This window comes from Paraliobacillus sp. X-1268 (assembly GCF_003426095.1).
GTDB classification, from domain to species: Bacteria; Bacillota; Bacilli; order Bacillales; family Amphibacillaceae; genus Paraliobacillus_A; species Paraliobacillus_A zengyii.
Window position 1 is genome coordinate 213,106 of record NZ_QJSK01000001.1, and the last position, 20,990, is coordinate 234,095.

At 35.0% G+C, this 20,990-nt stretch carries 21 protein-coding genes, 1 tRNA gene and 1 pseudogene; 11 read left to right on the forward strand and 12 right to left on the reverse strand.

What is annotated here, in order from left to right; all coding sequences use genetic code 11:
• Nucleotides 1-198: 198 nt before the first annotated feature.
• Together D2K62_RS01175 and D2K62_RS18660 are read left to right on the forward strand one after the other, a co-directional pair.
• A complete protein-coding gene (locus D2K62_RS01175; RefSeq protein ID WP_112181089.1) occupies nucleotides 199-1,488 on the forward strand; it encodes a hydroxymethylglutaryl-CoA reductase, degradative in 1,290 nt (429 codons plus the stop codon).
• A gap of 172 nt (nucleotides 1,489-1,660) precedes the next feature.
• Nucleotides 1,661-1,837 (forward strand): hypothetical protein, encoded by a 177-nt coding sequence (locus D2K62_RS18660; protein ID WP_157967309.1) that lies wholly within the window; start codon nucleotides 1,661-1,663, stop codon nucleotides 1,835-1,837.
• Between the two features lie 79 nt (nucleotides 1,838-1,916).
• On the opposite strand, the gene D2K62_RS01180 is transcribed toward D2K62_RS18660, so the two are convergent.
• Nucleotides 1,917-3,089 (reverse strand): hydroxymethylglutaryl-CoA synthase, encoded by a 1,173-nt coding sequence (locus tag D2K62_RS01180; protein WP_112181088.1) that lies wholly within the window; start codon nucleotides 3,087-3,089, stop codon nucleotides 1,917-1,919.
• A 412-nt stretch (nucleotides 3,090-3,501) separates the two neighbouring features.
• Here D2K62_RS01180 and D2K62_RS01185 point away from each other — a divergent pair, with 412 nt between their 5' ends.
• On the forward strand, nucleotides 3,502-4,680 hold the full coding sequence (locus D2K62_RS01185; RefSeq protein WP_112181087.1) for an acetyl-CoA C-acetyltransferase: 1,179 nt from the start codon (nucleotides 3,502-3,504) through the stop codon (nucleotides 4,678-4,680).
• 57 nt (nucleotides 4,681-4,737) lie between these two features.
• Here D2K62_RS01185 and D2K62_RS01190 read toward each other — a convergent pair whose 3' ends face one another.
• The 5 genes and pseudogenes from D2K62_RS01190 to D2K62_RS01210 form a co-directional block, all read right to left on the reverse strand.
• Nucleotides 4,738-5,970, reverse strand: a complete 1,233-nt coding sequence (locus tag D2K62_RS01190; RefSeq protein WP_112181086.1) for an NADH:flavin oxidoreductase/NADH oxidase family protein — start codon at nucleotides 5,968-5,970, stop codon at nucleotides 4,738-4,740.
• Nucleotides 5,971-5,993: 23 nt separating this feature from the next.
• Nucleotides 5,994-7,403: an L-seryl-tRNA(Sec) selenium transferase gene (gene selA / locus D2K62_RS01195; protein ID WP_112181085.1), complete on the reverse strand. Its 1,410-nt coding sequence runs from the start codon at nucleotides 7,401-7,403 to the stop codon at nucleotides 5,994-5,996.
• 105 nt (nucleotides 7,404-7,508) lie between these two features.
• Nucleotides 7,509-7,694: pseudogene (locus D2K62_RS19355) on the reverse strand (Rdx family protein); the annotation flags it as partial.
• A 135-nt stretch (nucleotides 7,695-7,829) separates the two neighbouring features.
• Nucleotides 7,830-9,710, reverse strand: coding sequence for a selenocysteine-specific translation elongation factor (selB, locus tag D2K62_RS01205; RefSeq protein WP_112182717.1), 1,881 nt, complete (start codon nucleotides 9,708-9,710; stop codon nucleotides 7,830-7,832).
• Between the two features lie 197 nt (nucleotides 9,711-9,907).
• Entirely contained in the window at nucleotides 9,908-10,384 is a 477-nt protein-coding gene (locus tag D2K62_RS01210; protein WP_112181083.1) for an NUDIX hydrolase, read from the reverse strand.
• 309 nt (nucleotides 10,385-10,693) lie between these two features.
• On the opposite strand from D2K62_RS01210, the gene D2K62_RS18670 reads away from it, so the two are divergent.
• Nucleotides 10,694-10,790 (forward strand) — tRNA-Sec (locus D2K62_RS18670).
• A gap of 157 nt (nucleotides 10,791-10,947) precedes the next feature.
• Here the strand turns inward: D2K62_RS18670 and D2K62_RS01215 are convergent.
• Entirely contained in the window at nucleotides 10,948-11,526 is a 579-nt protein-coding gene (locus tag D2K62_RS01215) for a cupin domain-containing protein (protein ID WP_112181082.1), read from the reverse strand.
• A gap of 249 nt (nucleotides 11,527-11,775) precedes the next feature.
• Here D2K62_RS01215 and D2K62_RS01220 point away from each other — a divergent pair, with 249 nt between their 5' ends.
• The 7 genes from D2K62_RS01220 (at nucleotide 11,776) to D2K62_RS01250 (ending at nucleotide 17,993) form a co-directional block, all read left to right on the forward strand.
• Nucleotides 11,776-12,771, forward strand: a complete 996-nt coding sequence (locus D2K62_RS01220) for a glycosyltransferase family 4 protein (RefSeq protein WP_198671265.1) — start codon at nucleotides 11,776-11,778, stop codon at nucleotides 12,769-12,771.
• Nucleotides 12,772-12,809: 38 nt separating this feature from the next.
• Nucleotides 12,810-13,862: a selenide, water dikinase SelD gene (gene selD / locus D2K62_RS01225; RefSeq protein ID WP_198663111.1), complete on the forward strand. Its 1,053-nt coding sequence runs from the start codon at nucleotides 12,810-12,812 to the stop codon at nucleotides 13,860-13,862.
• An 83-nt stretch (nucleotides 13,863-13,945) separates the two neighbouring features.
• A complete protein-coding gene (locus D2K62_RS01230) occupies nucleotides 13,946-14,857 on the forward strand; it encodes an NAD-dependent epimerase/dehydratase family protein (protein WP_112182716.1) in 912 nt (303 codons plus the stop codon).
• Between the two features lie 12 nt (nucleotides 14,858-14,869).
• A complete protein-coding gene (gene phnD, locus D2K62_RS01235; RefSeq protein WP_112181080.1) occupies nucleotides 14,870-15,763 on the forward strand; it encodes a phosphate/phosphite/phosphonate ABC transporter substrate-binding protein in 894 nt (297 codons plus the stop codon).
• Nucleotides 15,764-15,774: 11 nt separating this feature from the next.
• The gene (gene phnE, locus D2K62_RS01240; protein WP_112181079.1) at nucleotides 15,775-16,530 is read left to right on the forward strand and encodes a phosphonate ABC transporter, permease protein PhnE; all 756 of its coding nucleotides are present in this window, start codon (nucleotides 15,775-15,777) and stop codon (nucleotides 16,528-16,530) included.
• A gap of 49 nt (nucleotides 16,531-16,579) precedes the next feature.
• On the forward strand, nucleotides 16,580-17,344 hold the full coding sequence (phnC, locus tag D2K62_RS01245) for a phosphonate ABC transporter ATP-binding protein (RefSeq protein ID WP_112181078.1): 765 nt from the start codon (nucleotides 16,580-16,582) through the stop codon (nucleotides 17,342-17,344).
• Between the two features lie 82 nt (nucleotides 17,345-17,426).
• Complete coding sequence (locus D2K62_RS01250; protein ID WP_112181077.1) at nucleotides 17,427-17,993, forward strand: polysaccharide deacetylase family protein; 567 nt, start codon at nucleotides 17,427-17,429, stop codon at nucleotides 17,991-17,993.
• A 47-nt stretch (nucleotides 17,994-18,040) separates the two neighbouring features.
• On the opposite strand, the gene D2K62_RS01255 is transcribed toward D2K62_RS01250, so the two are convergent.
• The 5 genes from D2K62_RS01255 to D2K62_RS01275 all read right to left on the reverse strand — a co-directional run bounded on the left by D2K62_RS01255 (nucleotide 18,041) and on the right by D2K62_RS01275 (nucleotide 20,922).
• Nucleotides 18,041-18,430, reverse strand: a complete 390-nt coding sequence (locus tag D2K62_RS01255) for a hypothetical protein (protein ID WP_198663120.1) — start codon at nucleotides 18,428-18,430, stop codon at nucleotides 18,041-18,043.
• Nucleotides 18,431-18,657: 227 nt separating this feature from the next.
• A complete protein-coding gene (locus tag D2K62_RS01260) occupies nucleotides 18,658-18,762 on the reverse strand; it encodes a YjcZ family sporulation protein (RefSeq protein WP_112181076.1) in 105 nt (34 codons plus the stop codon).
• Nucleotides 18,763-19,257: 495 nt separating this feature from the next.
• On the reverse strand, nucleotides 19,258-19,359 hold the full coding sequence (locus D2K62_RS01265; protein ID WP_112181075.1) for a YjcZ family sporulation protein: 102 nt from the start codon (nucleotides 19,357-19,359) through the stop codon (nucleotides 19,258-19,260).
• A gap of 228 nt (nucleotides 19,360-19,587) precedes the next feature.
• Complete coding sequence (locus D2K62_RS01270; RefSeq protein WP_117148787.1) at nucleotides 19,588-19,929, reverse strand: hypothetical protein; 342 nt, start codon at nucleotides 19,927-19,929, stop codon at nucleotides 19,588-19,590.
• 84 nt (nucleotides 19,930-20,013) lie between these two features.
• A complete protein-coding gene (locus D2K62_RS01275) occupies nucleotides 20,014-20,922 on the reverse strand; it encodes a phosphatidate cytidylyltransferase (RefSeq protein WP_112181073.1) in 909 nt (302 codons plus the stop codon).
• Between the last annotated feature and the right edge of the window lie 68 nt (nucleotides 20,923-20,990).

Here is a 20,990-nt window from a genome sequence, read left to right on the forward strand (position 1 = left end):
TTAACTAAATGCATAAAACATCTATACATATTTTAACATATAATGACAACTAACTGTAGATTTCATATGTTTTCCATCGACTAAAATAACTTGTTTTTTTTCAGAATTTCACACAAACGCATACATCTCTTTGATCTCAAGCATTTCTGTGATAAATTAAAATTAGAATGAACTGTTATGATCACAGGAGGCCAACAAATGAAAAAGCACTTTTTAAATAAATTTTATCAGAAGACGCATGAAGAACGAATCAAAGCATTGATTTCAGCTGAGATTCTAACTGATGAAGATGCAGTAGACTTAAAGCGTAAATTAGAATTACCAGATGAAATTGCGAATCATATGATTGAAAACCAAATTACTACATACGAATTACCACTTGGGCTTGCACTTAACTTTTTAATTGATCAAAAGGAATACATTGTCCCGATGGCCGTTGAGGAACCATCCGTTATTGCTGCCGCTAGTTCTGCAGCAAAAATTATCAGCCAATCAGGTGGTTTTGAGACAACTATACAAGAACGAACTATGATAGGTCAGATTGCTTTAACGAACGTTTCTAATATGAATCAAGCTGAACAAAATATTTTTCAGCATGTAGATCAGATCATAGAAAAAGCAAATCAAGCCCATCCTTCTATTGTGAAGCGAGGCGGTGGTGCTCGTTCTGTTGTAACCAGACAGATTGAAGCAGATGATCAGTATGATTCGCCTTCTTTTTTTGTAATTCATATCCACGTTCAAACATTAGAAGCAATGGGAGCCAATATTATCAATACAATGGTTGAAGCTATTAAGCCATATGTAGAAAACTTGACAGGTGGAACTGCCATAATGGGCATACTCTCAAACTATGCGACAGAATGTTTAGCAACTGCAACTTGTCATATTCCAGTTACATTATTAGAAAAAGGTGCTTTTTCAGGTGAGGTAGTTCGTGATAGGATCATCGAAGCTTGTCAATTTGCTACTGTTGATCCATATAGAGCTGTCACACATAATAAAGGAATTATGAACGGTATTGACTCGGTAGTTCTTGCATCAGGAAATGATTTTCGAGCTATTGAAGCAGGCGTACATGCTTATGCAGCACGGAGTGGCCAGTATCGTTCCCTCTCTACATGGTCTAAAGCACAAAACGGTGATTTAGTTGGCTCAATGACAATTCCTTTACCAGTAGGTTCTGTTGGAGGTTCTATTAACATCCATCCTACAGCTCAATTCACGAAGCAACTTTTAGGAAATCCGACAGCAAAAGAATTGGAATCGATTATTGTTTCTGTTGGCTTAGCGCAAAATTTTTCTGCTCTTAAGGCACTTGTAACCGAAGGTATTCAAAAAGGACATATGGGACTTCATGCGAAATCGCTTGCTATTAGTGCGGGGGCTAAGGGTGAACAAATTGATATCGTTACAGAAGAATTGAAACAGAGAAAGAATATGAACTTGGCAACAGCTAAAGATATATTGAATCGACTAAAAAACTAATTAATAATACCCATAACCTCACACTTGTTTTACAATTTTATATTTTAAAAAGGATCAGTCTATCACTTTAACTTAGACTGATCCTTCTGTTGATTATTTTGAAAACTACCTGCCAACTTAGGAACATGTATAGTGCTGTTATTCCTAGATATACTATGGTGGAGGTGATAAAATGCATAACAAAAATAATAAGGAAACAAAAGGAAAGAGAGAGAGTCAATACAATACTATTCCGATAGCTGACGGAGATTGTGATCAAGAATCAAAAAATGAACGACATAATAATAATGCACGTGTTTTAGCAGCGGTTGAACCAGAGTATCCAAGAATTAATACCGATAATCTCTAATGCCATCCACTTGTATAATGTAATACATAATAATCATTAAAAAAATCCGTTAAGCAGCTGTGCTTAACGGATTTTTGGCCTATTTGTTTTTGTTTACATATTGGCGCATATGATCTTTTATGCCTGAGAAGCAGATCGAAGCTGGATCTTTCTCGATTGGTAAAGTAATGTTATCAATACCAACTGGTAATGTATCTTGGAATACCTCTTCATAAGCTGAAACACTAATTTCTTTTCTATCTGCTAATAATTTCGCATGTTGATCTGAAAATAAGGCTTCGCGATAATTTGGTTGTAATATTCCTGAGAAGAATTCGCCCACTGCACCAGATCCATAGCTGAATAATCCTATTCTAGATCCTGGCTCAATGGTATCATTTAATTCAAGTAAGGATAGTAAGCTTAGATAAAGGGCTCCTGTATAAATATTACCTACAATAGTATTATATCGCTTACTAATTTCAAAATTAGCTAATAAACGATCCTTATCCGCCTCTGTCCCCTCATCAATAACAGTTCTTAGTGCTTTTAAGCCCATTTTTGTATATGGTAAGTGGAAAAAGATTGAGTTAAAATCTTTTAATTCAAACCCTGTCTTTTCTTTGTGTTCTTTCCAAACACGTTGGAAAAAGTTTAAGTATTGGTCAACAGAAAGTTTACCTTGAACATAAGCAGTATCTGAATAAATAGGACGCCAGAAATCCATTACCTGTTCAGTTTGGTAAGCACTCGGGCTCTCTATTGTCATAATTTTTGGATCTTTACTCACCAATATGGCAACTGCTCCCGCTCCCTGGGTAACTTCACCAGTTGTATGTAAGCCATAACGTGCTATATCAGATCCTAGAACAAGTACTTTACTTTCAGGATTTAATGCAATATGACCTTTTGCAATTTGAATACCTGCTGTTGCCCCGTAACAAGCCTGTTTCACTTCGATTGAGCGAGCATTTGGGTTTAAATCTAATAATTCATGAATATAAATAGAGGCTGCTTTCGAATGATCAATTCCTGATTCTGTTGCAAAAATAACATAATCAATTGTTTTTTTATCTTCTTCCGTTAATATTTCTAAGGCTGCATTAGCAGCTAAAGAAACGGCGTCCTGAGTAATAGGTGGAACGGCCATTTTCTCTTGTCCAATTCCAATAGTGAATTTCTCTGGTTCTACATTTCGAGCAATAGCCAATTCCTTAATATCAACATACATATGTGGTGTATAAAAACCAATTTTATCAATTCCTATTTTCAAAATAGTTCACAATCCTTTTTAATTTAATGATAAATCTCCATTTCTACTTGCTTCTACTATGTCAGAAATCTTACCTAAGTATAACACCGAATAATGCTTGAAGAAAACCCTATCATTTTCTTTTTAATGTTTCAGTTGGTCTAGTTGATTTTACAATACTTCTTGTTTTATACTAGTAAACAAAGATAGGATATCCTTCTTGATTCATTTCGTTGTTAATTCTGAGGATACCCTATCTCTTTTTTATCTTCAAGTAATTTACACCAATTTTTTCTCTTTACAAAATCTAGTAATTGAATAAAAGTCAGTAGCAAAACCTTATTATCTTAATGAGAAGTAATTAAAGTCAATGAAATATTCTACCTTTCGGATTCAAGTTGTTATATATTTCTATGAAGGAGTGCATGAAAATATGGAAGATGTTGTAATTGTTAGCGCGGTTCGTACCCCTATCGGTAAATTCAAAGGGAGTTTAAAAAATATATCTGCAGAAAAATTAGGCGAACTAACGGTTAAAGAAGCCATTCGTCGTGCACATATTACGCCAAAAGATGTTGATTCGGTCATTTTTGGAAATGTTTTGCAAGCTGGATCAGGTCAAAATCCGGCACGCCAAATTGCTGTAAATGCTGGAATACCTTATGAAGCAACTGCTATGACAATTAATGAAGTATGTGGTTCCGGTTTAAAGTCTGTTATTCTTGGCAGTCAAGCTATTAAACTAGGTGATGCGGATATCGTTGTCGTAGGTGGTACAGAAAATATGACACAAGCTCCCCACCTATTACCAAATTATCGCTGGGATAAAGCTATGGATGAGTCAAACTTGAAAGATAGCATGATACATGACGGTCTAACAGATGCATTTAACCAAACCCATATGGGAGTAACAGCTGAGAATGTAGCAGAGAAGCTAGTTGTATCTCGTGAGGAGCAAGATGCATTTGCTTTAAGCTCGCAACAAAAAGCGCAAAAGGCTATTGAAAATGGTAGATTTGATGATGAGATCATCCCAGTCACCGTAAAAGATGATACTGGAGAAGAATATTTATTTTCTGCAGATGAACATGTCCGTAAAAATTTAAAAATAGAAGATTTGCAAAAACTGAAAACACCGTTTATTCAAGATGGTACGGTCACGGCTGGTAATGCATCTGGTATTAACGATTGTGCAGCAACACTTGTACTGATGAAGAAGTCGACTGCAGAAGAAAGAAATATTCCCTATTTAGCAACGATTAAAGGATATGCAGAAGTTGGAACAGATCCTGCATTAATGGGATATGCACCATATTACTCTATTAAGAAGCTAATGGAGAAAACAGAAATTAGTTTAGATGAGATCGATTTGTTTGAATTGAATGAGGCCTTTGCTTCACAAAGTATTGCAGTATTAAGAGATTTAAAGATTGATACCGAGAAAGTAAATGTTAATGGTGGTGCAATTGCATTGGGTCATCCAATTGGTGCATCTGGTGCAAGAATTCTAGTAACGTTACTTCATGAAATGCAAAAGACAAACGCCCATTTGGGTCTAGGCTCTCTTTGTGTAGGTGGCGGAATTGGCGTTTCTATGATCTTGGAACGATAAATAAAAAATGCAAGGCCAGTAACTAATAACTGGCTCTTGCATTTTTTTTGATAGTAATTAAACTCTTCTTTTTTTAAAAACATCATTTCCATTTTTGAATATGGTAAGAAATAGAGAAAGTATTGGTGAAAAATTTTGCTTTGGTTCTTTTCCATTGCCAATTCTATTTAGTTGCTGGGCGTACCAAGTCAATTCCATTAGTCCTTTATTGTCTATAAACGAAAAACCTGTTTTGATCGGCTTCACGTTAACTTTTGTACTTTTATCAAGTAATATTTGATTTGCATAGTCTGGATCTATAGCTAATGGTCTTGCTAATCCTATTAAATCAGTTGCTCCTGACCGCAATGCTTCGTCCATTCCTATGCGTGTTCTAAATCCACCTGTTAAAATAAGTGGTACCCCTGTTTTTTCTTTTAGCTTTTCTGCATACTCTAAGAAATAGGCTTCTCGTTTAATTGTTGATTCTTTTACGTGATTACCAGTCATTTCTGGCCTTTCATACGTACCACCAGATATTTCAATTAGGTCAACACCGAGTTGATCTAACTTTGTGATCACAAATTGTGACTCTTCTTCAGAAAAACCAGCTTTCATAAAATCAGAGCTGTTAATTTTAACCCCAATCGGAAAATCATTCCCTACCTCTAAACGCATAGCTTGATAGATTTCTGACAAGAAACGGAAGCGGTTTTCTACTTTGCCACCCCACTTATCGCTTCTTTGGTTGTGTCTTGGAGAAAGAAATTGACTGATTAGATAACCATGTGCGGCATGAATTTGCACACCAGTAAATCCAGCACTTTTAGCCAGTTTCGCTGTGTTAGCAAATTGTTGAATGAGGTCATTAATTTCTTCTTCAGTTAGCGCTCGACACATTGGAAAGAAACGCTGGAATTTTGGTTCAAAAGGGATTGCAGATGGTGCCAAGGCTTCAGAGGTTACCCCTTTTATAACCTGTTTTCCTGGATGATTAATTTGCATCCATAAATGGGTATTATTTTTCGTCCCCGCTTTTGCCCAGTTTTTAAATTTTCCTAGATTATTATCATTATCTAATACAATATTTTTGGGTTCTCCAAGTGCTGTGTTGTTTATCATGACGTTTCCTGTGATCACAAGTCCAGCACCACCTTGTGCCCATGTCTCATATAAGCGAATAATATTGTCTGTGGGAAGGTGATCTCTTGTAGAAAGGCCTTCGCTCATTGCGGACTTCACAATGCGATTTTTAAATGTAATCGCCCCGTTTTTTAATGAAAAAGGCTGTGTTACAGTTAATTCGCTCATATTAAAAGTCTCCTCTCCTATTTTCACCTTTCTAATTCAATAAATACTTGTATAAGCATATCGATTTCTTCTAGTGCAATCGTCCGGAAATCTAATAAGACAGCTTCCTCTTGAATCCGCGTGATAATTGCGGGTTTGCCGCTTCTTAGTTTTTCTGCTAAATCATTGGCAGTATCTGTTGCGTGCGTAATTGAAACCACATAGGTTGGAAGTTCGACATCAGGCATGGTTCCTCCACCGATTTGTGAGGTGGAATCTTTTATAGAACATGTATAAGCTGTAGCGACTTCTTTTAGCGCTTTTATGAACATATTTGCTTGTTGTTCAATCTCGTCTAAGGGTTTTGTAATATCTCTTACTGTAGGGAGTTTACGTATAGCTTCTTCACTTGTTAAATAAGCACGAATTGTTTTTTCTAATCCTGCGAAAGTCATTTTGTCAACACGTAGCACTCTTGCTAGTTGATGCTTCTTCAGTCGATTAATCAGCTCCTTTTTCCCAACAATAATACCTGCCTGCGGTCCTCCAAGTAATTTATCACCGCTAAAAGAAACAAGATCAACACCAGATTGAATGACTTCTTTCACCACTGGCTCGTCACCAATACCGTCATTTCTAAAGTCATAAATAGATCCGCTTCCCAAATCTTCATAAAAAATCAAATCATCCTGTTGATTCTTTAGTTCCACTAACTCCTCTGTTCGAACCGACTCCGTAAAACCAATCATTTTAAAATTACTTGTATGTACTTTTAATAACATACCGGTTTGCTCTCCGATTGCATTGGCATAATCATACAAGTGTGTCTTATTTGTTGTACCAACTTCAACAAGATTAGCTCCGCTTTCTTCCATAATAGAAGAAATTCGAAATGATCCACCAATCTCAACAAGTTGCCCTCTTGAAACAATGACTTCTTTATCTTTAGCTAATGCCCGTAAAATCAGATAAACCGCTGCGGCGTTATTATTCACAACCATCGCGGCTTCTGCACCAGTGACTTCCACCAGTAATTCTTCCAATATAGCATGTCGTGAACCGCGTTTTCCCTCTTCTATGTTGTACTCTAAGTTTGAGTAACTTCCCGCAACAGCACGCACATGCTCAATCGCATCATTACTCAAACGAGCTCGTCCTAAATTCGTATGTAAAACCGTACCCGTGCCATTAATAACAGGTCTTAGGGAATCTTGTTGTCGCTTTTGTACACTTTCTTCTGTCCGCATAATGATGTAGTTAAAAAAGGTTTCTTGTGAAGGGTTCTCAATCGGTGAAGTTCCAGTAAGAAGCTGCTCGCGCAATTCACTTATTACATGCTGGATGATTGTTATAACCCGTGATTCAGTTAAACCTGTTGTTTCGATAAGATTTGTGAATTGATCACTTTTTTTGAAAGCATGCACAGGTGGCAATTCCCTTACTAAATGCTTCATCTTCATTCCTCCTCATGGAACACAATCTATTAGTTTAGTATAAGTGGAAATGTCTTCATTAGATAGTTAAAGCTACTGACGATGTGAATCAGCAGTAGCTTTTTGTTAGTGTTTGTCTATTTCTTTGATAATAAGTGCTAGATCAGGATATTCGCCTGTCTCTCGTTTCGAATAAATCTTGTCCCCATTCACGCTAATCTCAAATGCTCCACCAGAGCTTGGGATTAATTCTAATGATGTAATTGCACTGCGATAATGGGTAAATAACTGTTCCGCAAAACTTGCGGCTTTAGGTGCGTAGTTTCACTGCATACAAAATTCTACAACTAGATTATACTTCATTTGATACTTCCTCCTTTTTAAAATTATCTATTCTTTTATTATATCCTTGATCATATGGAAACTAAAAAAATGTGCTCGACCCTATTAAAGCCAAGATCGCTTTGTTTCATCTCTTTTCGTATGCTCCAATCGATCTAATAGTTCAAGCAGTGGAATAAGGTATTTACGCGAAACGTTCCAGATTTCTTTAGCCTCTTTCAAATCAAAAGTATTTTCTGTTTGTTGTCGTAACGTATGAACAGCTTGATCAAATGCTTCTTTATCAACAAGCAAATCCTCTGTTAGCGGATAGGCTTGTCCTGTTTGAAGTAAATAGTTCTTTAATTCGTCTACGACCTTTTGTGAAAATGGCGTGTCTATAAAATAGTCTTCCCACTTTTGTACAGAAAGACCATCTCCAGCAACTGTCTCAATAATTTCTACCATCCTTTTGGACCATTTTTTTGGAAGGTGTGGTGAAAAACTCTTTAAAGCAATAAATTGACTCTCTTTTTTTATTAAATCCTCTGTTATTGCTTGCTCCAGTGTGAATACGATAAGTTGCTTAGAAAAGTTAGCTTGTACCAATTGAATCAATTCTGCTTTATTCATACCTATACGCATTGTAAAATCCTGATGATAGTGGTTCAATTCGGTTACCAACATATCTTTTATTATTTCGATGTCTTTTTTTCGTGCATACTTGTTACTAGGTAAGCTAATGAATAAATCACTTTCTACTAGTTTCGTGACTACTTCTTTATCTAGAGACGTCATTTGAATAAGTTGGTCAAGTGACAGCAATCCTTCATGAGAAAGGGCATCGACGATTAAATCCTCTGGTGAACCTTGTTTCTTTTTCTCTAACATCTCGATTGTTTCGTGACCAAAAAGATATTTCTCACCTATTGGATCAATCACCCAACCACCACCTATCGTTTCAACAGGTGTTGGCCTTCTTATAATAAAACGATCACCCCTGCGAGCAACTACTTCATTATCTAATCGAATTTGACAGAGAACTTCCTCTGTTGCTTCTGTTAGCTCATTGCGATCAAAAAAGACAATCTTACCGATAACTTCGGAAGTACCAATATGAACCTTTACAGGAGCACGTTGTTTTAATGTGTACCTAATAGCTTTTACAAATCGAATCGAGACATCGATCGTCTTTGTGACAATAAAATGCTCAGAAGTTACTAAAACATCCCCACGTTGGATCTCTTCACGGTCTAATCCAGTGAGATTAATCGCTGTTCGTTGACCAGCCTTTGCTTCTATTACATCATTGTTATGTACCTGAATATTTCGCGCACGCACTTTTTTTCTCGATGGTAATACAGTTAATTGGCTTGCTTGTTTAACAATACCTTCATAGATTGTACCTCTTATTATCGTCCCTTGTCCCTGAACAGTAAAAACCTGATCAATTGGCATTCGAAAAGAACCATAACGGTCTCTATTCTGTATTGTATTTACCTGAGTAAATATTGTTTCTTTTAATTGATCAATGCCCTTACCTGAGAGACTATCAACATAAAATACAGCTGCCTGTTCAAAAGTAGTTCCTTCGAGATTCTCGGCAATATCTAAGCTTACAAGCTCTAACATATCCGCTTCGACACGATCGATCTTTGTCACGGCAATAATTGCATGTTCTACACCTAGAAATTCTAATATTTCTATATGTTCCTTTGTTTGCGGCATTACTCCTTCGTCTGCTGCAATCACAAGCACGACGAGATCAATACCAGCCACTCCTGCAATCATTTGACGGATAAACCGTTCATGCCCTGGTACATCAACGATTGAAACGTGAGTGCCGTCTTGTGTATGTATCGGGGCATATCCTAAAGTAATGGAGATGCCACGTTCTTTTTCTTCTTTTAATCGATCTGTATCGACGTTTGTTAATGCTTTTGTTAGGGTTGTTTTGCCATGGTCAATATGTCCAGCCATGCCAATTGTATAATATGACTCTTCCATTTTTAAACCTGCTTTCATATGATCTATATAACCCTACTTTAATCATAGTTTACAGGTGAATCAAGCATAATACATTAAAATCTTTAATGAACCACCTACTTCAAAAGGAAACTTATCATTTATCTCAACTACATTTCCTTTCAAGTCAATCTCCAAATCCTTAGATTCTATATCATCTTTCATTTTAATCAGAAATTCTACATTTTATAATGTTTAAGAATAAGATGTTTCGGTGTAGAAGGTATCTCCTTAAGTCCATCTTTTAAAAATTCAGGATATAGATTAATACCATCAATTTCACTAATAGGTGTCCATTTATAAATTAATCTTTCCCCTTCTTCACCATAAAATTCCTCTTTTGTAAAACTGGATGAGAAAGCTGCTGAAGAAATACGATAATATAATCCTATTTCATGATAGTTTTGATTATTGTACGCAAAGAAATTCTCCGTAATCCAAAGCAGATTATCCACCGATACATCAAATCCCAATTCCTCTTTAATCTCTCTTTTGATACTTGTCTGCGAGTCCTCTAAAACTTTTACTCTTCCACCTGGCAAAGCCCAATGCTTTTCCTTTACTTGTTTATGTATAAGTACGTGATCATCTTCAATCATAACTCCAGCAACTCTATAATTAAAAACGGCATTTTTTAGAAAAAATGTTGCATCCATAGTTTTCACCTCCAAGTTTTATCATACGCATTGACATTGCACTTTCTTTTCTTTTGATACCAAATAAATACTTAATTTAAATGTACCTTATACACTTATGGAATTTCTTCTAACTATAATTTTATTTTACCATAAAATTCAATTTAACTGAGGACCGTTCTTTTACTTTGATCAAGCGAAATATACCTTTCCCATTTAAAGTTTTAATTTCTTGTCCATTTGTATGAAAATAAGTATAATGTAAATTAGTCAGTTCAAGTGAGGCTTATTATTGGCTTCAGTAGAGAACAGTAATATTAAGTATATTATGGGGTTGGATGGGTGACTGGTGTCCTCCTGGGTCTTCAAAACCCTGAGGGGCCTGCGTGTCAGGCTCGGTGGGTTCGATTCCCACACAATTCCGCCAAACTAACATAATTATCAAGTGATTTATTATAATATTCCCCTTAACTAATAGATCTTTATAATACGTCAATCAGTTAAAACCGTTAGCTTATAAATAGGAAAAGACCAAATCGTTATGCGGTTTGGTCTTTTCCTACTATCCTATCATTTCTCTCCTTTTAACTGTTTCCTTCTTCTGCAGTCATTGCATCTCTTTTGGTTGGATGAACAGTGCCAAATGGGTGATTTGGTGGGGCATATATAGAATACAGTTTTAGTGGAATAGTACCTGTATTAATGAGATTGTGCCACGTCCCTGCAGGTATAACGATGGCAGAATCATCATAAACAGTTGCTTCAAAAGTTACATTGTTTTTCGTGTTGCCCATTCGAACATTTCCTTGGCCTTGTTCAATACGTAAGAATTGATCAACATCTGCGTGCATTTCTAAACCAATATCTTCACCAACTTCCAGATTCATCAACGTCACCTGAAGATGGCTTCCTGTCCATAAAGCAGTGCGAAATGTATTGTTTTTCTTAGTTGCTTCATTGATATTAATGACAAAGGGTTCAGGTCCATAATCTTTTAACAGCCTATTTGCCTCAATGTTTGAGTATCGTAGATTATCAATTCCACCCCAATGATTTGACTGATTAGAAAAATCTAACTGAACAAACTGTCCGCCATAATTATACATTGGAGCATGCCTATAATGAGGATGTTGACCAGGATACATATAAGGAACATAGTACATTCTTTTCAATCCCTTCTGTTTATCACATTATCCTATGCAAGAATGGAGCGAATGTACTTGTTGATTTTGCGTAAATTTACTTTTGTATATAGAATGAATTAATTGTAATTAAGTTTAAGCATTTATATAATGGAATAAGCAATACTAAGGAATATATTGTTACATAGTAATGTAGAGGCATTTCAAATCCGTGCCATCACCTTTAAACAGTATATTTAAACTAAACAAGTCGACTAAAGGATGAATAATATGAAAGTTTTATTAGCAACACCTAATTTTCATCAGCCACGTGGAAATACGATAACGGTGCAACGGATTGCGGATGGATTAGAAAAAAACGGTATAACTACGGAGATTATTTCAACAACAGAAAAGCCTCAAAAGTATAGTTTACCTGAAGCGGATATTGTTCATGGTTTTCATGCCTATCGTTTCTACACTTTTATGCAACAATTGGATACTAAACCAAAAGCATACATGATTACGATAACTGGTACGGATCTAAATCATAATTTATATGATGAAGACACGCGCCAAGATGTAATAACTTGCCTTCGTGAAGCAAAAGCGATTCATGTATTTAATGAGGAAGGTAAAAAAACAATTGAGAAAGAAATTCCAGATGTAAAAGACAAATTGTTTATGATTCCTCAAGGAACAAGTGAGTTTATTAGTACAAGTTTTCCGCACAAAAAACCAGATGGCTCATTTTTGTTTGTTTTACCAGCCGGTATTAGAAAGATAAAAGATGTACCAGCAGCAATTAAGATGCTTCAGTTACTACGCGAAAAAGATAATCAAATTCGGCTTTGGTTAGTAGGACCTATACTTGAAGAATCAGAAGGTAATAAAGTGAAACGTTTGGTCGAAGAGAATAAAGAATGGGTAAGTTATCTTGGACAAGTTCCGCATGATCAAATGGGGACCATATACGAGGAAGCGGATTGCATTTTAAATACGTCTATTTCCGAAGGACAGTCTTCAGCCATTTTAGAAGCAATGGGATATGGTTTACCTGTTTTAGTAGCAAATAATGAGGGTAATGCGAGTATTATAATGAACGAGGAAACTGGATTTATATATGACTCGCAAAACCAATTTCTTGATTATGCAGAGAAAATAATGAATAATGTAACTTTAAGGCAAGCTATCGGGCATCAAGCTATGAATTATATTTCTTCTCATCATTCAGGTAATGATGAGATAAAAAGCTTATTAGCTATATATGAAACCCGATTAAGATGATTTGTTAACAGAGATTATTTGTTTAAAGGAGTGATACCATGTCAAAGAAAGAAGAGATTATTAAATTAACATCTTTATCTACAAAAGGTGGCTGAGGATGCAAAATTGGTCCTGAAGACCTGTCGCAGGTTCTGCGACACTTACCAAAAACTGCAGTTGATCCCAATTTACTCGTTGGATTAGATACATCTGATGATGCTGGTGTTTATAAGATAAATGATGATACTGCGCTTGTACAAACATTAGATTTCTTTACTCCAATTGTCGATGATGCTTATATGTTTGGACAAATTGGTGCAGCAAATGCTCTAAGTGATGTGTATGCTATGGGTGGTAAACCGTTGACAGTCATGAACATTGTTGGTTTTCCAATAAATACATTAGATAAAAGCATTTTAGCAGATATATTAGCTGGTGCTTCTGATAAGGTAGTTGAATCTGGTGCAGTATTAGTTGGTGGACATTCTATTGATGATGATGAGCCTAAATTTGGTTTATCTGTAACAGGTACCGTTCACCCTGATCATATACGCGCTAACGTTGGTGCCCAACCTGGTGATCGTATTATTTTAACAAAACCAATAGGAGTTGGTATTTTAACAACTGCGCTTAAAAATGGTTTGTTAGATGATGACACAATTGAAGAAGTCATGGATGTAATGGCGACATTAAACAAATACGCTTCTGAAGCAATGGACGGCTATACTATTAACGCATGTACCGATGTAACTGGTTTTGGCCTACTTGGTCATACACGTGAAATTGCTGAAGGTAGTAATGTTGGAATTACGGTAAACCATAAAGATGTCCCCGTTATATCCAAAACGCGTGAACTAGCTGAACAAGATATTATTCCTGGTGGTACGAAGAAGAACCATAAATGGCTTTCTGATTGCATTGAATACGGAGACCATATTAGTAAAGTTGATCAATATATCCTTTGTGATGCTGTTACATCAGGTGGATTATTGATTTCAATTCCGGAATCTGAAGCAGACTTATTACAACAAAAACTAAAAGATAATAATGTGTTTTCAGCAATAATTGGTGAAGTAACAAGTGAGAAACCTGGTAAAATAACGGTTATTTAAAATATTAATCTCACTTACTAAATTGAAATGAAAGAAGGACTCTACTTCTGTTGAGTCCTTCTTTATATGAAAGGATTATCCAAATGAGAATTTTGGTTACAGGCGGTGCCGGTTTTATTGGCAGACATGTTATTAATGAACTTTTACAAGGAGATTACCACGTATCAGTTATTGATCTAGAACCGTTTGATCAGACTGATTTAGATAATCAAGTGCACTACTACTGTGCAGATATTACGAAAGATGTTACAGCTATATTTGAGCAAGAAAAACCTGATATTGTTATTCATCTTGCTGCACAGGTTGATGTATCTAAATCTGTGAAAGATCCGATGTTAGACGCTTCTACCAATATCTTGGGAACATTAAATATTTTAGAAAACTGTAAAAAACAGCAAGTAAAGAAGATAATTTATGCATCATCAGCAGCTATTTATGGAGAACCTACATACTTGGCAATTGATGAAAATCACCCCAAGAGTCCTAATTCATTCTATGGTGTATCGAAACTTACTGCTGAATCGTATATTGAAACATTTGCAGCACTACATGGATTAAATTATACGATCTTAAGGTATGCAAATGTTTATGGTCCTGGTTCCTTAAGAATAGAAGATGGAAATGTTATTTCAAGATTTATAGACAAATTAACATCGGACAACTCCCCTACTATTTTTGGTGATGGTGAACAGTCTCGAGATTTTATCTTTGTAAAAGATGTTGCACGTGCTAATGTTGCTGCAATTACGCAAGGTGATAGACAAACCGTAAATATTAGTACGAATAATCCAACAACCCTTAATGAATTAGTGGACAAGTTGAACATAATATTAGAGAAAAACCAAAAAGCAACCTACCTCCCTTCTCGTATTGGAGATATTTCACACAGTTTTTTATCAAATGAGTTGGCACGTGAGAAGTTAAATTGGGAAAGTTCTTATTCTTTAGAACGAGGATTACGTCTGATGGTAGCTGAATTAAAAAATATAAATTAGAGGTGTATTTAAATGAAGAGAGTCTTACTAACGTTAAGCATTTTTTTACTTATTCTTTTACTTGCTGCATGTGGAGAAGAAAATGAAGAAAGTCAAAATTTAGATGAGCAAGATACTTTCACAATTGGTGTCATTCCAGCACAAACAGAAGGTGAAATGGATACGGCAATGACTAAGTTACAAGATACATTGACAGATGCATTAGAAATAGATGTTGAAGTTGAAGTTTACCCTGATTATAACGGTGTAGTTGAAGCAATGAATTATGACAAAATTGATATGGCATATTTCGGCCCATTGACCTACGTTGTTGCTAATGCAAAAAGTGGAGCCCAAGCTATTATCACGCAGTTAATTGATGGCGAGCCATTTTATCATTCATATATCATTACGCATACCGATAATAAATGGGATTCACTTGATGAACTGCTAGAGGATTCTGCCGAAGTTGATTTTGCATTTGGAGATCCTAACTCCACTTCTGGTTCTTTAATACCTAGTATTGAATTACAAGATCGTGGAGCTTATATGTCTGAGGATGATCATGCGTTTAATTCCGTTCGTTATACAGGTTCACATGATGCAACAGCTCTATCTGTTCAAAACCAACAAGTGGATGCTGGAGCAATAGATAGTGCAATTTATAATCAACTTGTTGAAGCTGGAAAAATTGATGAGGAACAAATAAAAATAATTTGGGAATCAGAAGAATTGTTCCAATATCCATGGGCTGTTCATGAAAATACAGATCAAGAAACCATTGAAACTTTACAAGAAGCCTTCTTTGCTATTGAAGATGAAGATATTTTAAACGCTTTTGGTGCTAGTGGATTTACAGAAGCTACCGATGAAGATTATGAAAGTATAAAACAAGCAGCAATTAAGCAAGGTATTATTGAAGAATAGAGTTGATTAACGTGTGGTTCAAGAAAAAAAACATCTATACAGTGATCCTGTTAATCGTGTTCCTATACATTAGCATGAGGTTAACTGAGTTTGATTTAACAAAATTTAGAGACTTCCGAAATATGATTGATTTCTTGTCGCAGTGGTTCCCGATGGATTTTTCTAAGCTACCGCTTATGTTACAGGATAGTATGGAAACTTTAGCAATGGCTTTTCTAGGTAGTTTTCTCGGTCTTTTAATTGCATTGCCTATAAGTTTCTTTGCTGCATCGAATACGTCACCATCTAAGTCTCTCTATCACTTTTCAAGATTTGCACTTAGTTTTATTCGTTCAATACCAGAAATTGTTTTTGGGTTAATATTATTAACTGCGCTAGGCCTAGGCCCCTTCCCTGCTGTTATGGCAATCATGTTTCATAATGTCGGTGTATTAGGTAAATTGATCTCAGAACTCATTGAATCGTCAGATCCTGGACCACAAGAAGCAATAAAGGCTGTTGGTGCTAAAAAAGGGTTTGCCTACATTTTTAGTACCATGCCACAAATTTGGCCAAATCTATTATCACATTATTTTTATCGCTTTGAAGTTGCGATCCGTACTTCGCTTATCTTGGGTTTTATTGGTGGAGGCGGTATTGGACAAAGACTATTTAATGACTTTAAAACGTTCCAATATTCTGCAGTCTCACTCGATGTACTAATTATCATGGTTATAGTGGTTATCGTAGACTTATTTGGTAGCTATGTAAGAAATAAAGTCATTTAATGTATAACTTCTTTAGCCTAAAGCATACGTACAAAGGAGCACGATTAAATTGTTAGAGTTAAAAAATCTTTCTGTTCGATATTCTGGTGGAAAAGAAGATGCTATATCGGATATTAATTTATCTTTTGAAAAAGGTGATTTCGTATGTATCTTGGGCCAAAGTGGTTCTGGGAAATCAACATTTATTCGTTGTATCAATGGTTTACAAAAACCCACAACTGGTGAAGTACACTGGAATAATCAACAAATTTCAAAATTGAATGAAGAACAATTAAGAACGGTTCGCAGAGAAATGGGAATGATTTTTCAACATTTTAATTTGGTTCCCCGCCTCTCTGTTATTCAGAATGTTTTAACTGGTTTATTTGGTTATCGTTCTACCTTTAAGAATTTAATTGGGTGGTTTACAACCGAAGAAGTAAATCGGGCAAAAAAAATAATTGCTGACGTCGGGCTTGCGGATCAAACTCATCGCCGCATTGAACAGTTAAGTGGTGGTCAAAAACAACGTGTAGGTATTGCACGTGCTTTATTACAAGAACCAGCTATCTTTCTTGGGGACGAACCTGTTTCAAGCCTTGATCCTGGTACATCTAGCCATATATTTAATCTGATGCAAGAAATGCATGAACGCTTAGGATTACTCACTATTATTAATGTACATGATGTTGATTTAGCTAGACAATATGCAACGCGTATCATTGCATTAAAGGATGGAAAAATAGTGTTTGATGATGCTCCTGAATTATTTAATGAAGAAGCTTATTACCATACTTATCATTCAGAAACAAACAAGTTAGCCTTAACGAAGTAAAGGAGTTTGATTACCGTTGATAAAAAGCCCATGAATAGTTGATCAATCAAGGGTCGTGTACGACTCTAAGCATCCAAAAGTAATGACCAAAGTATCTACGCTTAGTAATAAAACAGTTGTTTTATCATTTGATGATGGTCCGAGTCGAGTGCTTTCAAAAATACTCGACATATTAAAAAAAGAAGAAGTCCCTGCAATGTTTTTTTGGCAAACTCGACTTTTATATCCAAAAAGGCCATGGCAACGTGTAATTGATGATGGGCATAGTATTGGATCGCATACTATTAACCACTCTAATTTATGTAACTTGACGTATGAACAGCAATATAAACAAATAAAAACGAGTACTACTGATTTAGAACGTATAACAGGAAAAAAGGTAGATTTTTTCCGTCCTCCTTTTGGCCAATTTAACTCGGATACTATTCGTATCGCTGAAGAATTAGGTTTACAAACAGTAATGTGGCGAGTTGCTTCAATTGATTGGGAATTAAAATGTGATCCAAACCAAATTGTTTCGAATGTAATTGATTATGTAGAAGATGGTGCAATCATCCTATTACATGAATTACAACAAACTGTTGAAGTTTTGCCGATCATTATTTCAAAATTAAAAGAAAAAGGATATTCTTTTCGTTTATTAAAATAAAAAGCTGATTTCCCCTTTCAAGAGGAAATCAGCTTTACTTTTTAAAATTAAAAAAATCCGGGTTTTCTTCCAGGTTTCCCATAATTCAATGGTCCGTAGCCTGGATTGTATCCTGGGGAACCATAGCCAATTCCGCCACCATACCCAGGGTTATAACCGGGTGTATATCCAGCTCCAGGACCATAATAATTATTACCATAACCAGGATTGTTTATACCATATCCAGGGTTATATCCGCCGTATCCAGGTCCATATCCACCATACCCAGGTCCTGGTTCAGGTCCATCAAATAACTCGCCGCCTAAATAACCTAAACCAGCTCCTATTAGACCTGTTGTTAAAGGACTAACAGCTCCAACCGGTCCAAATCGTTCATCCGGTTGCACTTGGTTCATTGGTACTTGATTCATGGGTACATCTCTTCTCATTCCATGCATATAAACGCTCCTTTTTCACATCATGTGATAGAATCAATTTCCTATTGTCCCTATATCCTATGGACTTCTAATAAAATGGACTGGGCAAAACCACTAATTTTATCAATCCTTTTTCAAAACGAACATAACATTCAATTATAATAAACACCAAATAATAACTTTCCTGAACAGAGGACAAATTATTATTTGGTTACTAACTTAATAGTAATTATTTTTCTAACGTTTTTTTAGTAACCGTAACCGCCAGCGTAAGAAGCACCAATAATTATTAATAAAATAAACAGTACAACGATTAATGCAAAACCGCCACCATATCCATATCCTGCAGACATTGTATCCCTCCTTTTCACTTTTCAAGTTACTATATGCAAGAGCATAAAAATGTGAAAGGGCGTTTATAATGAATACATAATAGTAAACTAATTTTTTCCATTTTTCCTATTGCACGCGTATATCAGCACTACCTATTAAAATTTCTAAAATATTTATTAAATTCCTAGTGCAATGATGCCTATAGGCGCATACCACATGGTGAAAATGAATAAAACCTTTAGGAGGAATAAATTTGTATAATAACAATTGGAATATTATGCAAGAAGAACATAAAGCGCCGAATCATCAATAACTTTTATGATTACTAAACACGGTGCAAGATTGTGAAGCTTCATATGAGCATAGGATAACAATGTTGCTACAAACAGATATTATACATTTTACAATATAATATAATGAATTTGAGATAAGTATTTTCGCATTTTCCACTCTATGTAAAAAAGACTAACTAAGTCTGAAAACAGACTTAGTTAGTCTTTTTGTGAGAATATTAATTAAACACCATAACCGCCGTAAGAAGCACCAATAATTATTAACAAAATAAACAGTACAACGATTAATGCAAAACCGCCACCATATCCATATCCTGCAGACATTGTATTCCCTCCTTTTCACGTTTCAAGATACTATATGCAATTTGAATGAAATGTGTAAGGGTATTTATAATGAAAAATTAGTCTGTTTACTTTTTTTATAGCTATTTTTATAGTTAGAAATAACGCTAAACCTTTATATAACAAACTTTATGTGTTCATATAAAGTTATCTAATTGTTATGAAATTAATGATAGCGCCTACTACAATTCTAATATAGAACATGTACCATTAGGACCGTCTAAAAAGAAATCTATCCAGCATAACTGATACAATAGCAACGCAAATCAATATTACTGTATTTCGAAACACGCGAGGAAAGGTCATTTGATTTCGAATAACATAATCTTTTATTTCTGCCCATGTGTATGTATTATCTTTAATAAAAGTTAATTCACTTTCATTAATATTTTCGTCATTTGAGACTAAAACATCATATGATTCTAGAGAATTGTTATTATAAAATGGTATATTACCGTAATAAAGACTAACACCTAATGGAATACCAACAAAAATGATAAATAGTAAGAGAAGAAGAACGATTAACGTTTTTTTATTAATCAGCCTTCTCACCTCCTTCTATTTCTATTTTATTTTATATTACTTAAAACATGTTCTATATTTAAAATTAACTTGTATCATTTAGACTTTTTTTACTTACATAAAGTCAAAAAAGTATCGAATGATATGAAAAAAAACGGGTGATGTATAGGCTAAGCTATCAACGCGATTTAAGTAGATTATTTTTTCTAATTTCTCCTTATCTCCTATTAGTAAATCTCTTTTAAGAACAGAAATCGTTAGACTTCCCACAAAGCCAGCAATCCCCACAATCACCCCCGATAGTATGCCAAAGGTTAAATCAAAAGGTGTCAGAAATGTATACAGAAAGTAAGATATGCTTGTCGTAATAAGTAATGCTCCAATGAATCCTTCCCATGTTATGTATGGATTAGCTGATGGAACAATTTTCTTACGACCAATATAGAGAGAAATAAGAAAATGAACAACATCATTTAATTGTGTTAATACAATTAAGAATAAAACTAAATTTGATCCGTATTCTGGTGTAATGAATTGAAAATAGGCTAAATGACTCAAACCAAATACCATTAGCATTAATCCCCATTGTGTCAAACTAACTGATCGCAAGAAACCAAATGTACCTTTACCAATAATACGTGGTAAAGGTAAGAACAGAAAGACGTATACTGGAATAAAGACAATAAACATACCGTACCAACCAATGTATATCCAATAAAATTGAATAGGAATGGTTAAATAAGCCCATAGAAATATGCGACGATCAGACTTTCTTGTTTTTATCATAGAAAAATACTCTCTTAATGAAAAGAAACACAGAAACATAATTGCAAATAGCGATACGACTGGACCAAATAATGTTGCTACACAAAAGACAGCAAACATCCCCCACCATGTTTTAACACGGATAAAAATACTAGAAAAGTCTTTATTCCTTTCCTTCCTTTTAATAATTGATAATATAATAGTCGACGAAAGTAAACTGATGAAAATAATAGATAAAGTCCATAATACCTCTGTCATTTTATCACCCTTAATGGAATTAAGTTTAAAAAAACTGTATGTATTTAACTAGAATACTATATAATTGA